Source organism: Pseudomonas sp. GW821-FHT02H06, assembly GCF_059421525.1.
In genome coordinates this window covers 1-13,002 of the sequence record NZ_JBWKVD010000023.1, presented here as the reverse complement: position 1 = coordinate 13,002, position 13,002 = coordinate 1, and the positions used below count along the sequence as shown (strand labels likewise).

Genomic DNA, 13,002 nt, shown 5'->3' with positions numbered 1-13,002 from the left:
TAGACAGCAGACCGTGGGCAGCCGAACGGGTTCGGTCGGATGTGGGGTTCCATATGACGCGCGTAATCCGGGGCGGCCCTGGCGCCGTCCCCAACAAAAATGCCAGGCACGAGGGCCTGGCATTTGGGTGTCGCGACAGCCGTCCGATCAGAACGGCAGTTTCATGCCCGGCGGCAGCTGCATGCCGGCGGTCATGCTGGCGGTCTTCTCCTGGCTGGCCGCTTCGATCTTGCGCACGGCGTCGTTGACGGCTGCGGCGATCAAGTCTTCGAGAATTTCCTTCTCTTCCTGCATCAGGCTGTCGTCCAGGCTGACGCGCTTGACGTCGTGACGCCCGGTCATGACCACGCTGACCAGACCGGCGCCGGATTGGCCGGTCACTTCAGCGTTGGCCAGTTCTTCCTGCATCTTGGCCATTTTTTCCTGCATCTGCTGAGCCTGCTTCATCAGGCCTGCCATGCCACCTTTCATCATGGGAGTTACTCCTCGGAAGTCATTGGATAGAAAGTCGTTGAACAATCGGGGCGCCCCATCAGCTTAGCGCCCCTGGAAATCATTGGTCCTGAATCAGCATCTAGACCGGCGCCTGCGCCGGCGCATCCACCGGCACAATCGTGTCCTCGCGAATGGACGCACCGAACTGCTGCATCATCTGCTGAATGAACGGATCGCCGTGAATCGCCGCCTCGGCCTGCTTCTGCCGATCGGCACGCCGACGCGCCGCTGCCTGAGCCGGGGTTTCCTGCTCGGGCTTGATCAGTTCGATACTCAGGTTGAGGGTGCGTTCATGGTATTGGTTCAGCGCGTCGTTCAGACGGCGCTGCTGCGTCGAGTTGAACAGCGCGCTGTGGGCCGGGTCCAGGTGCAGCAGCCAATTGTCGCCCTCCACCGAAATCAGCGTGCAGTTGGCGGCGATGCTGCCGGTCATGCCGGAAATCGGCAGTTTCGGGAACAGCTCAAGCCAGTCGGCTGCCAGCCCGGTGGCGGGCTTGGCGGCCGGCAACAGCTCGGGCTCCTTCTCCACCGCTTCGACCGCTTCGTGGGCCAGGTCGTCAAGATAAGCGAACGACGCCGGGTCGATGTCGATGTCCGGCTCGTTGTAGTCGTCATCGGGCGGCGGCTCGTCGTCGCGGTCCATGGGCGCCGGCACGTACGGCGTCGCGTCGGGCACGTGCTCGATCATCTGCAGCGTCACGACGTCGGCGGCGGCTTGCCGTTGCTCTGACGACTCGACTTCAGGCGCCTCAGGCACAGGGCTCGCGGGGACCGGCGCCGGCATTGGCGTCAGATCAGGCTGCTCGGCCACGGTGTCGAGGACGGGCTCGGGAATCTCGGCGACGGATTCGGAAGCGGGCTGCGCAGACGACTCTGGTTCAGGCTCTGCCTCGGGCTCGGCAGCGCGGGCTGGCGGCGCGACCTTCGGCTCGTTCCAGGGCAGGTCGATCTCTTCCTCAGCCTTTGCCTTCGCAGGTTGAGCGTCGGGCACGGCCACCGGAGCAGGCTTGTCGATAACAGGCGCTGGCGACGGGGCGGTGACGGGGTTGGGTGCTGCGGATGCTGAACTCGCCACCGCTGTCCGGGAATCAACCGTGGCCGGGTTGATCCCCACTGACTTTAACGGCTGCGTCGGCGCGTTGTCGGCGTCTGCGGGCCGGAACGCCAGCATGCGCAGCAGCACCATCTCGAAGCCGCCTCGGGGGTCCGGCGCCAAGGGCAGATCGCGGCGACCGATCAGGCCCATCTGGTAATAGAACTGCACGTCTTCGGCGGGCAATGACTGGGCCAGCGCCAGTACGCGATCCCGATCGCCATGGCCGTTGTCGACCCCTTCAGGCAGCGCCTGGGCGATGGCGACCCGGTGCAACACGTTGAGAATCTCCGACAGCACGCCGCTCCAGTCAGGGCCCTGTTCGGCCAGATGGCGCACGGCTTCAAGCAACGAGCGGGCATCGCCCTCGATCAACGCAGCCAGCACGTCGAACACCTGGCCGTGATCCAGCGTACCGAGCATGGCGCGCACATCGGCCGCCAGCACTTTGCCTTCGCCGAAGGCAATCGCCTGATCGGTGAGGCTCATGGCGTCACGCATCGAGCCATCGGCGGCGCGACCCAGCAGCCACAGCGCGTCGTCTTCGAACGGAACGTTTTCCACGCCAAGGACGTGGGTCAAATGCTCGACCACACGCTCGGGCGTCATGTTTTTCAGGGAGAACTGCAGGCAGCGGGACAGAATGGTCGCCGGCAGCTTCTGCGGATCAGTGGTGGCGAGGATAAACTTGACGTAGGGCGGCGGCTCTTCCAGCGTTTTGAGCAACGCATTGAACGAGTGGCTGGAGAGCATGTGCACTTCGTCGATCAGGTAGACCTTGAAGCGGCCGCGACTGGGTGCGTATTGCACGTTGTCGAGCAGCTCGCGAGTGTCCTCGACCTTGGTGCGGCTGGCGGCGTCGATCTCGATCAGGTCGACAAAGCGGCCTTCATCGATCTCGCGGCACACCGAGCACTCGCCGCAGGGCGTTGAGGTGATACCGGTTTCACAGTTCAGGCACTTGGCAATGATCCGCGCGATGGTGGTCTTGCCGACCCCCCTTGTGCCCGTGAATAAATAGGCGTGGTGCAGGCGCTGGCTGTCCAGCGCGTTGATCAGGGCCTTGAGCACATGGGTCTGGCCGACCATTTCGCGGAACGAGCGCGGACGCCATTTACGTGCAAGAACCTGATAACTCATTGAAAACCGTCGCGACTGGGTTGCGGAAGACCGCCAATGCTAGCGGAGCAGGGGCAAAATTGCATCTGGTGTCCGACGCTTATCGCTTTATTATGGCTGGCCTGGCTCCGCAAGACGGCTCCGCGAGATGGTTCCCCCATAAGGTTCCGCACCTGGATTCCGAAGACACAGCAGGCTTGAAGCGTCGCACTGTTACTTCGAGGGATCCGGATGCGAGTGTGGGTGAGTGGCTTGGGACTTTTGGGCGCCGTGGAGTTACTGAGCGCACCTGCTGCGGCGCAAGGCCCGCCCCTGCGTTTCGCCGTGGCCGACAGTTGGTCGATGCCGCTGATGCAAGTGGGTCCCGACGGACCTGAGACCGGCATTCTTTTCGACATCATGGAAAGCCTGGCCCGGCAGATCGGCCAGACTGCCGAATATCGCGTGTATCCACGGCTTCGGGTGCAGGCGGCGACCGAGCGCGGTGACGTCGATGTGCGCTGTTACGCCGCGCAGTCCTGGTTGCCGGACATGTCGGGCGACTACACCTGGAGCCTGCCACTGCTGACCCAGCGCAACGTGCTGGTCGGCAGCGCCTACGACACCGCACCCTTTCAGTTGAGCGCGATTCTCGGCGATCACATCGGCACCGTGCTGGGCTATGCCTACCCGGTGCTGGACCCGCTGTTCGCCACGCGCGATTTGATCCGCGAAGACGCCAGACTCCAGGAACAGGTCCTGCAAAAGCTCTCGGCCCATCGCTACCGATACGCCGTGGACACCCAGTGGTCGCTGGACTGGTACAACCGCGACCAGAAAGCCGACGAGAAACTCAGGGCCGTGTGGATCATCGATGAACAGCCGGTGGGTTGCGTCGCCCGCAACGACCCTAGCGTACCCGCGCAACGCATCATGCGCACGCTGCTGAGGATGAAGATGTCCGGGGAGATCGAGCGGATTGTCGAGCGGTATCAGGTGCATTCGGGCAACCCCGACGACCCGTATTGAGGCTGCGCCGTTTTCCCGTTGTGAGACTGGCTGCGACTTTCGATTGTGGGGCTGGCGCCGATTGTAGGACCGGCTTTAGCCGGGAAAGCGTCATGTGACACACCGCAAGACTGATGGCGTACACACTGGCCTCTTCCCGGCTAAAGCCGGTCCCACGAAAAGATCGCGCGCACTCAGTGGGACCGGCTTTAGCCGGGAAAGCGTCACGCGTCACACCGCAAATTGGATGTCGCCTGCACTGGCCCTTTCCCGGCTGATGCCAGTCGCACTGGGGGGCGCGCCTATCGCTGTAGCAATCCCGTCATATTCCCTCGCTAGGCTCCGGCGACATATGTTGTAACAACTCGACCTGCGAGCGCCCGCCATGACCAAGAAACCGGAAGATCCCGCACAGGCTTCGGCCCCCCAGACACCGGTGGATGGCAGCCGTCGACGCTTCCTCGGTGGCGTCGCGGTACTGGGCGCCGGCGCGACCCTCAGTGGTGTGGTGGGGGCGGCCGAAGCAGCCCCTGAAGGCAAGCCTGCGACGGACACCCTGTTGACCGGCCCGGCGCTGGACAAAGCGCTGCAGGACAACATCAAAACCATCGTGGTGATCTACGGCGAGAACCGCAGCTTTAATAACCTGTTCGCCAATTTCCCGGGCGTTGAGCACCCGCTTTCAGCCGTGAAACCCGAGCAACACCGCCAGCGCGACCGTGACGGCAAGGTCCTCGACACACTGCCGCAGTGCTGGGGTGGCGTCTGCCAGATCGGCCCGCAAAGCGTCGACGGCGTCACCTACGCGACGGGCGTGCAGTATCAGGAAAACCTGCCCAACGCGCCCTTCCCCCTCAAAGGCCCGAGCGGCGAAGACCTGCCCCTGAGCGTCGTCACCCGCGACCTGTGGCACGTGTTCTATCAGAACCAGATGCAGATCAACGGCGGCAAGAACGACGCCTTCGTCGCCTGGGCGGATTCCGGCGGTCTGACCATGGGCTACTACGCCCAGACCCAATATTCCCTGCGCTTGTGGGACGTCGCCAAAGAGTTCGTGCTCTGTGACAACTTCTTCCAGGGCGCTTTCGGCGGTTCGTTTCTCAACCACCAGTACCTGATCTCGGCCCGGGCGCCCTTCTACCCGGACGCGGCAAACTCCCCCGCCAAGTCACAGATCGCCGTGCTGGAAAGCAGCGATCCTCTGGACTACCGGCTCAAACCGCTGGAGAAGTCACCCGCCAGCGCCATGACCGGCCCGCCGCAATTCGGCCCGAGCGCGTTGACGCCGGACGGTTACGGCGTCAACACCATGGCCCCGCCCTACTGGCCGACCTGGCTGCGGGACAAGGAGAAACCGGATTATTCGCAGCCGGGGCTGGCCAACGTGCTGGTGCCGCAAACCCATGACCACATCGGCGACAAGCTGTCGAAGAAGAACGTCGACTGGGCCTGGTACGCCGGCGCCTGGCAGGTGACGCTGGACGAGTACAAGGATTCGACCGGCATTCCGAAGATTCCGAATTTCCAGTACCACCACCAGCCGTTCAACTACTTCAAACAGCAAGGGCCGGACAATCCGGCAGAGCGCAAGAAGCGACTGCGCGACGGTGGCCTGGGGGATGAATCCAGCACCAATAAATTCCTCGCCGACGCCGAGGCCGGCAAGCTGCCCGCGGTGACCTTCTACAAACCCCAGGGCAACCTCAACATGCACGCCGGTTACGCCGACGTGGCTGCAGGTGATCGACATATCGATCGCGCCATCAAAGTGCTGCGCAACAGCCCGCAGTGGAAAAACATGGTGATCGTCATCACCGTCGATGAAAACGGCGGCTGGTGGGACCACGTTGCGCCGCCGAAGGGCGATCGCTGGGGCCCGGGCACGCGGGTGCCGGCGATTGTCATCTCACCGTTCGCGCGCAAGGGCACGGTCGACCACACGGTGTACGACACCGCCTCGATCCTGCGTCTGATTACGCGGGTGCATGGTCTGGAGAAACTGGAAGGATTGACCGAGCGCGACAACGCCATGGCGGCACGGGGTCAAACGCCGATGGGTGATCTGAGCAACGCGCTGCAGTTTCCGGTGTAGCTCGTTCCAGTGTAGCCGCGCGCGCAACCATCGCTGGCAGGTGGGCTGATCTTATATGTAATCAAGCCGCCTGCCGACCGCCGGGCTCGTTCGGCAAGCAAACCGTCAGCACCGCCAGTACCACCGCGACCCCCGCAATCACCCCATACATCGCAACGAACGAACCGCTGACGCTCGCTAATAGCCCGGCGCAGTAATTGCCGAGTATGCCTCCGACGCCTTGCATGATGTTGGCGATGCCGAAGATGGTCACGGCCAGCGCCGCACGGGACGCCATCTTCGACACGTACGCCGGGATCAGTCCGAAGATCGGATAGAAGGCCACGGCGAACACGACGCCTGCCACGAGCGGCCAGTAGCCGGTCGGCGCGATGACCAGAATCAACGCCGCCGTCGCCACGCAGACGTACACCAGCAACATCGCCGCGCGCAGGCCGATGCGGTCCGACAACGCGCCGAGCGCCAGGCCGCTGAACATGCCGACGAAACCGATGCTGGCCCAGATCTGCGCGGTGTACTCGACGCCGAAGTTGAGCTCCGTGCGCAGGTAGGAAGACAGGTAGTTCTGAAACGGAAAGGTCGAGAAGCCGATCAGAAAATTCATCGACCAGACTGCGTACACCCAACCCTGCAGCGCCTCACGCAGAACGCCTCCACGTGGCGGGTCATCACTGGCACTTTCGTCGTTGCGCCTAAAGAGCAGCGCACGTTTGAAGACCAGAAACACGCCGACGGCCAGCACGACCGTGATCAGCCCAACGATCCACCACACCGTGCGCCACTCGCCCTGGGGCGCATAAAACGGCACCAGCAGGCTGTTAATGAACACGCCGTAACTGGTGCCGCTCGACACCAGCCCCATGGCCATGCCGCGGTATTGGTAGGGCACGGCGCGCGCGATCACGTCGACCATCGGCACGAATACCGTCGCCGCCGTGCCAGCCAGAATCGTCAGCAGCAGACCGATCAACACCACGTTCTGTGCCAGGGGCATAAGGAGCAAGGCCAGCGCACACACGGCGCTCGATCCGAAAATCACCCAACCGCCGCCAACGCGAGGCGTCAGCCATGCCGCCAGCAACGCACTGGCGAGAAACCCGGCCTGCCCCGCTGCGGTGATGGTGCCCACGTAGGCGATATCGAAGCCCAGGCTGGCGCGCATGTCCGGCACCAGTTGGGCAAAGAGGTAGATCCCGAAACCATATGAGGCGGCCACGAGACCGGTAAGCAGTAACACAATCAGTGCGTTGATCCGCATCGTCGGCATCCTTGCTGAAGGCCGTCGCAGACGCGGCGGCACAGGTCGACCCGGAGCATCTCGTCTGGATCAAGCAAAGGCTAGCGCAAAACGTGAGGGTTACTGGCAGGGAAACGCGTTTTTCAACGCCGCGACAACCAGCACGGACTCATTCAGATGCAGACTCTCGGGATGCGCCTGCAAGGACTGCACAATGATGCGCATCGACTGAATCATCGGAATACCGCCTTCGGGCACGCACACCAGTCGGGGCAATCCGCCCGCTTCGTGGAACAGGTCCAGGGTGTCCATCGTCGCTTGCAGGACCCCGACGCAATGGCCGACACCCACGCCGTTCTGCGCCACGGCGCCGCTCATGCTGTTGATCCCGTCCTGGCATTCAAGCAGCAACTTGTTGCCGTCCGCCAGAGCGCCAGCGCTGACGCACAACGCGAATAACGCCGACGCGGCCGCGATGGACTTCCTCATCAGCGTAGCCACAGTTCCTTCACCGAATGATCCGACGCCTTACGCACCACAAGGCTGGCGCGCTCGCGGGTCGGCAGGATGTTTTCCAGCAGATTGGGACGGTTGATGTCGTGCCAGATCTTGCGCGCCGCATCAGGGGATTTCTCCGGCGGCAGGTCAGCCAGCTCGCGGAAGTAGGCGCCTCGCGCGCGAAACGCGGTGCGTTGCAGCATCAGAAAGCGCTCAACGTACCAGCGCTCGATGTCGCCTTCTTCGGCGTCCAGATAGATCGAGAAATCGAAGAAATCCGAGACGATGCTGCCCGGCTTCTGCCCGTCATTGCCCTCGGTCTGCAACACGTTCAGCCCTTCGAAAATCAGGATGTCGGGCTGGCTGACCTTGAAGAACTGGTCCGGGACGATGTCGTAGCTGATGTGGGAATAGACCGGGGCGGTGATTTCCGGCGTGCCGGCCTTCAGGTCCGAGAGAAACTTGACCATGCGCTTGCGATCGTAGCTTTCCGGAAAACCCTTGCGGTGCATGATGCCGTCGGCGACGAGCCGGGCGTTGGGGTGCAGAAAGCCATCGGTGGTGATCAGATCCACCCGGGGATGATCCGGCCAACGCGCCATCAGCGCCTGCAGCACCCGGGCGAAAGTGCTCTTGCCCACCGCGACGCTGCCCGCCACCGCCACCACATAGGTCTGGCGTTTGGCAGGGCGTCCGAGAAAGGTGTCCTTGATGCTGTCGAGGTTGCGTGCAGCACTGACGTGCAGATTGATCAGGCGCGACAACGGCAGGTAGATGTTGGCGACATCCTCCAGCGAGATGTCCTCGTTGACGCCTCGCAATGCGGCGAGGTCTTCTTCGGACAACGTCAATGGCGTACTGGCGCGCAGCCCCGCCCACTCCGCGCTGCTCATTACCAGATAGTCATCAGGGGCCATCAATCGCGTTCCAGTCAGGTGTCCGTATCGACAATGGTGCGAAGACTATCGTATTGATCCAAATGGAGGGCAGATTTATTTGGGTCTGTCGGGGCGATTGGCTTATGGCTTTGACGTCATTGCGCCAGATCTGCAGCCAGGGTTTCCACCGTAGACCTCGATATCAGGTCAGGCACGCGATAAGAAAATGACAACGTTAAGCCACGCAGCATTTTGCGAGCAAGACGGTGACAGGTTTGAGAAAGTTGAAAGGATCGAGCCAGGAGAGATGCTGATGATCACACTCGTCATTGCGACAAGAGTTCGTTATGGAGGCAACCCCACCAGCCACACCCCGGCACACAATGTTCCCGCTGTGGCTGCTGCCTTCCGGCTCTGACCAGGTTCACGGGTAATCGTTGCGGGGGGACCGATGGGGTCACCATAACGGCGCTCGCCAGTGGCGAGCCGCGCCATTGTACCGGTCTCGCGCGAAGTTACAACCTCTTGTTTCAGATTAAGATTTTGAGCGTCGTCAGCCCCTCGCCGCCTGCGCGATGCAGCGGCTGAGGGGCCGAATGCGGCACAATGGCGCCTGCATTTTCACCTCCCTCCAGCAAGTGGCTCGCCCCCTGCCCGGCCGCGCCGGGGCGCAAGACACAGGAACCACCGATGCATTTCGCGCTCACCCCATACGAATCCCTCTCCCCCACGCAACAGCGCCAGTTGCTGGAGATCGAGTTGCTGCCCGAGCAGATCCGTCACGTCGGCGACATTCATGGCGGTCTGCACACGCTCACTGCACGTCCCGTCGTCGACCGGCAAGGCTTCGTGCTGCTCATCGACGACATCCCACGGGGCTTTTTCGTCCTCAAGCGCAGGTCGCTGCTGCCGGACTGGGCACGTGACCGCCCGCGCATCACCACCACATTGCACGCGCTGATGATTGATAAAGGGTTTCAGGGGTTGGGACTGGGCAAGCGTTGCCTGCGCGCGCTGCCGGGGTTGGCGCGAGCGTTATGGCCAGACACGGAGCAATTGATGCTGGCCGTGGAGGCCGGCAATCGCCCGGCGCGCCAGCTGTACCTGGCGCTGGATTGGCAGGATTTGCCCGAAAGCGATGCGGCTTACGCCAGCTTTGAGCGGCTGATGCTTCTCACGCTGTAACGCTCAATGGGCCAGTGATCGCAGCTGCCGAACCTTGCGGCGGCGCTCGACGTTCATCCAGTGCTCGAGGGCGGTGACGGTCATGGGCCGCGCGACGAGGAAGCCTTGCACTTCGTGGCAGCCCAGTTCGCAGAGAATTTCGTAGACGCCTTCGGTTTCCGCGCCTTCCGCGACGACGCGATAACCAAGGCGCTTTGCCAGGTCGACGATGGCTTCCACCAGGCCGCGGTCCTTGTCGTTGCTGTCGATGTTTTCCACCAGCGACTTATCGAGCTTGACCGTGGTGGCCGGCAGTTGTCGCAGGTAGGTCCAGTTGCTGTAACCGGTGCCGAAGTCATCGATGGCGATGTCGATGTTCAATCCACGCAGGCGCTCCAGCTGCAGGCGGGTCACTTCAGGGTTGTCGCACAGGGCACTTTCGGTGAATTCGAGCTCGAAGCCGCTCGGGTCAAGACCGCTGACTGACAAGTGCTCGAACAGCGCGTCGCTGAACGATGAGTTCGCGAGGTCGATGGCCGATACGTTCATCGCCACTTTGAAGGCATAGCCCTGGGCCTGCCAGATCGCCGCTTGCGCAACGGCCTTTTTCAGCACCCACAGGCTGAGGGAGCGAATCAGCGCGGTCTTTTCCGCCAGGGGAATGAATTCCATTGGGCTGATCGGGCCCAGCATGGGATGTTGCCAACGCAGCAGCGCTTCGACGGTCACGATGCGGCCGGTCGCCACTTCCAGCCTCGGCTGATACACCAGCGACAGTTGATCCGGACTGCGCACCGCCTCGGCCAGCGCGGCCAATAGTAGAAAGGCTCGTTGCTGGGCGAAGTCCAGATGGGGCTCGTACCAACGCCAGCCCGTCGATTTGCCCCGGGCTTCGTCCGCCGCGCTGACCACCAGCCGAATCCAGTCGCGCTCATCGCAGCGGTCCAGGCCCAATGGCAGCACACCGATGCCGACGTCCATCTGAATGGGAATATTGCGGCAGATCAGCGGCTGACGAAAATGCTCGAGCAACTGCCGAAACACCCTCTCGGCCTGCTCGGGGCGGGCATGACGGGTGATCAGCGCGATACGCGTGGGGCTGACTTTGTACAGCGCGGTGTCGGCAGGCAACTGGCTGCGGCAGTTATCGATCATGCAGCGCACCAGCTCCTGGGCAAAGCTGTAGCCCAGCGCCTTGACGATGCTGTCGAGGAACGCCGGTGCGACCATGTCCAGCGCGACCAGCGCGTATTTGCGGCGATCGTGCAACGCCTCCAGATCCTCCTCAAGACGCAGGCGATTGAACAAACCCGTGGGCTGATCGACGAAGCTGGCACTGCGCAGGTTATTAAGGCGCTTCATCACCAACTCGCCGTACATTTCCAGCATGGCCTGGTCGCGCGGATCAAGTTGCGGCCGGGGCGTGGTGTCAATGATGCACAGCGTGCCGAGGGCAAGACCATCGGCGGTCACCAAGGGCACGCCGGCATAAAAGCGGATGTGGGGCTCCCCGGTCACTAGCGGGTTATCGCTGAAGCGCGCGTCAAGCATCGCGTCAGGAACCTGAAACGCCTCATGGCTGAGGATGGTGTAGGCACAGAAAGCGATATCGCGCGGCGTCTCGCGCTCTTCAAGGCCTGCCCGTGCCCGAAACCACTGGCGGTGCTCACTGACGATGGAAACGAGGGCGATGGGGACCTGGAAATAATGGGTCACCATCGAGACGATGTGGTCGAGCACATCGTCAGCCGTCGCATCGATGAGCCCCATGTGGGTAATGCGTGAAAGCCGGGAACGCTCGTTTTTGGGCAGTGGAGCACTGGTGGCCATAACTGAAATCCCTTCTAGACCGCTTCGCCAACCGCTTCGCCAGTAGTATCAAAACGATATGTATAGGGAAAATAGCACCGCTTTTTGCGGTGTGCAGGGGTCGCGGACAAGCGGTGAATCCCTTTCACCGCTTCGTACGGATCGCTTTTTTTCACGCACTCACATGAGTGTGCTACTGCACTTGCAGGACCTCATCGGCCTTGCCGCCCGCGCCCTGTATGACCAAATGGATGAAATGCAGCTTGGTGATGACGGCTGGCGGCAACACGAACGGATAGAAATCCGCCTGCCCCATGGCGCGGGACAACTCGTTGAGCATGCCAGCCAGTTCGATCCACGCATTGACGAACGCCAGGAACGCCGGCCCGCCCGGATGCTGAGGGTCGTACAAGGTTTCCAGGGGGAACGGCTGGTAGTCGAGGTCCATGTCCCGAGCGCCCATGCCCAGGCTGAGTGCGGTGTCGACGGCGTCCATCATGTGCAGGTAATGCGCCCAGGTTTCGGCCCAGTCTTCCCATGGGTGCATGGTCGCGTAGGCGCTGACGAAACTCTGCTGCCAGTCGGCCGGCGCGCCGTTCTGGTAGTGATGATCAAGGGCGTCGGCGTAGCTGGCACGGTCATCGCCGAACAGGTTACGGAATCCGTCCTGCCAGTAAGTGTCGGCGATCAGACGATCCCAGTAGTAATGCCCCACTTCATGACGAAAGTGTCCAAGCAGCGTGCGGTAGGGTTCGTGCATCTGCACGCGAACCTTCTCACGAATGGCGTCGTCCGCTTCTTCCACGTTGAGGGTGATCAAGCCACTGGCGTGGCCGGTGGTTGGCAGGTTGCCTTCCAGGTCGACGCCGAGGAATTCGAAGGCCAGCCCGCGCTCTTCATCCACGCTTTTCGGGATGACCTGAAGGCCGAGGGTGATCAACTGCGCCACCAGCCGACGCTTGGCGGTCTCGATCTTGCCCCAGCGCTCGGGGTTTTCCGGCACGGACAGGTCGGGGATGGTCTTGTTGAGGCTACAGGCGATGCAGAATTCTCCGGCGTTCAGCGCCGGGAATATCCAGTTGCAGGCCGCCGCGGTGTCCAGATTGGCGCAACGACGGTAGAGCCCGGCCTGGGGCTCGTCGCTGAGACGCCAGGTTTGCGCTTCGGGGCCCGGTTCCAGCGCGGCGATTTTGCTCTGCTCGGGCAGATAACCCAGGGCCGCCGAACACGCCAGGCACTGGCTGTTGCGGAAAAACACCGACTGCCCGCAATGGCACTGCCAGACCTTGCTGTTGCGCTTGCTTTCGCCGGCGAATGGCGCCGCGATCCGTGTGCTGAGGTGCTCGAAGAACTGGAACATGGCGATATCCTGATGGGGCTGCTAGCACTAGATCGTCAAGGATGACGGGGGTTCCGTGGGATTTTCTCACTCTTGGGTCCCGCTTATCGGCGGGACTACTTCACTCAGGTCCAGATCCGGGGTCCCGCCTAACGGCGGGCATTTCGCCTTCGGCGAGTTACTTGGAAAAGCACCCCAAGTAACCAAGGGTGCTTGCTCTCGGTTTGGCCCGACTTCGTCGGGTTCCCTCACTCCGACGACGCTCCGTGGGCCCGCGCCGAACGGACATCC

General features: G+C 62.4%; 10 protein-coding genes and 1 other RNA gene. 3 read left to right on the top strand and 8 right to left on the bottom strand.

All coding sequences use genetic code 11. The features are described from left to right. Positions 1-147: 147 nt before the first annotated feature. Entirely contained in the window at positions 148-474 is a 327-nt protein-coding gene (locus AC07VF_RS24775; RefSeq protein WP_037011416.1) for a YbaB/EbfC family nucleoid-associated protein, read from the bottom strand. Positions 475-574: 100 nt separating this feature from the next. Next, positions 575-2,728 (bottom strand): DNA polymerase III subunit gamma/tau, encoded by a 2,154-nt coding sequence (gene dnaX, locus AC07VF_RS24770; protein ID WP_495009872.1) that lies wholly within the window; start codon positions 2,726-2,728, stop codon positions 575-577. Between the two features lie 210 nt (positions 2,729-2,938). On the opposite strand from dnaX, the gene AC07VF_RS24765 reads away from it, so the two are divergent. Both AC07VF_RS24765 and AC07VF_RS24760 read left to right on the top strand, forming a co-directional pair. Beyond that, a complete protein-coding gene (locus AC07VF_RS24765; protein WP_282372538.1) occupies positions 2,939-3,715 on the top strand; it encodes a substrate-binding periplasmic protein in 777 nt (258 codons plus the stop codon). A 364-nt stretch (positions 3,716-4,079) separates the two neighbouring features. Next, complete coding sequence (locus AC07VF_RS24760; RefSeq protein WP_495009871.1) at positions 4,080-5,786, top strand: acid phosphatase; 1,707 nt, start codon at positions 4,080-4,082, stop codon at positions 5,784-5,786. 61 nt (positions 5,787-5,847) lie between these two features. Here AC07VF_RS24760 and AC07VF_RS24755 read toward each other — a convergent pair whose 3' ends face one another. The 4 genes from AC07VF_RS24755 to ffs all read right to left on the bottom strand — a co-directional run bounded on the left by AC07VF_RS24755 (position 5,848) and on the right by ffs (position 8,853). Further along, on the bottom strand, positions 5,848-7,044 hold the full coding sequence (locus AC07VF_RS24755; RefSeq protein ID WP_495009870.1) for an MFS transporter: 1,197 nt from the start codon (positions 7,042-7,044) through the stop codon (positions 5,848-5,850). Between the two features lie 99 nt (positions 7,045-7,143). After that, on the bottom strand, positions 7,144-7,512 hold the full coding sequence (locus AC07VF_RS24750; RefSeq protein ID WP_192174202.1) for a Rap1a/Tai family immunity protein: 369 nt from the start codon (positions 7,510-7,512) through the stop codon (positions 7,144-7,146). Next, positions 7,512-8,438, bottom strand: coding sequence for a type I pantothenate kinase (gene coaA, locus AC07VF_RS24745; protein WP_074889248.1), 927 nt, complete (start codon positions 8,436-8,438; stop codon positions 7,512-7,514). The genes AC07VF_RS24750 and coaA overlap by 1 nt, the downstream gene beginning before the upstream one ends. Before the next feature lie 318 nt (positions 8,439-8,756). After that, positions 8,757-8,853: signal recognition particle sRNA small type (gene ffs, locus AC07VF_RS24740), an RNA gene on the bottom strand. 236 nt (positions 8,854-9,089) lie between these two features. Between ffs and AC07VF_RS24735 the strand changes: the two genes are divergently transcribed. Next, the gene (locus AC07VF_RS24735; protein ID WP_495009869.1) at positions 9,090-9,584 is read left to right on the top strand and encodes a GNAT family N-acetyltransferase; all 495 of its coding nucleotides are present in this window, start codon (positions 9,090-9,092) and stop codon (positions 9,582-9,584) included. Positions 9,585-9,587: 3 nt separating this feature from the next. Here the strand turns inward: AC07VF_RS24735 and AC07VF_RS24730 are convergent, their stop codons facing one another. Both AC07VF_RS24730 and AC07VF_RS24725 read right to left on the bottom strand, forming a co-directional pair. Next, on the bottom strand, positions 9,588-11,393 hold the full coding sequence (locus AC07VF_RS24730) for a putative bifunctional diguanylate cyclase/phosphodiesterase (RefSeq protein WP_346626686.1): 1,806 nt from the start codon (positions 11,391-11,393) through the stop codon (positions 9,588-9,590). A 172-nt stretch (positions 11,394-11,565) separates the two neighbouring features. Then, on the bottom strand, positions 11,566-12,732 hold the full coding sequence (locus tag AC07VF_RS24725; protein ID WP_495009868.1) for a zinc-binding metallopeptidase family protein: 1,167 nt from the start codon (positions 12,730-12,732) through the stop codon (positions 11,566-11,568). Between the last annotated feature and the right edge of the window lie 270 nt (positions 12,733-13,002).

Coding starts and splice junctions, on each gene's coding strand:
- AC07VF_RS24775 (WP_037011416.1), bottom strand. CDS start 474: ATGATGAAAGGTGGCATGGCAGGCCTGATGAAGCAGGCTCAGCAGATG.
- dnaX (WP_495009872.1), bottom strand. CDS start 2,728: ATGAGTTATCAGGTTCTTGCACGTAAATGGCGTCCGCGCTCGTTCCGC.
- AC07VF_RS24765 (WP_282372538.1), top strand. CDS start 2,939: ATGCGAGTGTGGGTGAGTGGCTTGGGACTTTTGGGCGCCGTGGAGTTA.
- AC07VF_RS24760 (WP_495009871.1), top strand. CDS start 4,080: ATGACCAAGAAACCGGAAGATCCCGCACAGGCTTCGGCCCCCCAGACA.
- AC07VF_RS24755 (WP_495009870.1), bottom strand. CDS start 7,044: ATGCGGATCAACGCACTGATTGTGTTACTGCTTACCGGTCTCGTGGCC.
- AC07VF_RS24750 (WP_192174202.1), bottom strand. CDS start 7,512: ATGAGGAAGTCCATCGCGGCCGCGTCGGCGTTATTCGCGTTGTGCGTC.
- coaA (WP_074889248.1), bottom strand. CDS start 8,438: ATGGCCCCTGATGACTATCTGGTAATGAGCAGCGCGGAGTGGGCGGGG.
- AC07VF_RS24735 (WP_495009869.1), top strand. CDS start 9,090: ATGCATTTCGCGCTCACCCCATACGAATCCCTCTCCCCCACGCAACAG.
- AC07VF_RS24730 (WP_346626686.1), bottom strand. CDS start 11,393: ATGGCCACCAGTGCTCCACTGCCCAAAAACGAGCGTTCCCGGCTTTCA.
- AC07VF_RS24725 (WP_495009868.1), bottom strand. CDS start 12,732: ATGTTCCAGTTCTTCGAGCACCTCAGCACACGGATCGCGGCGCCATTC.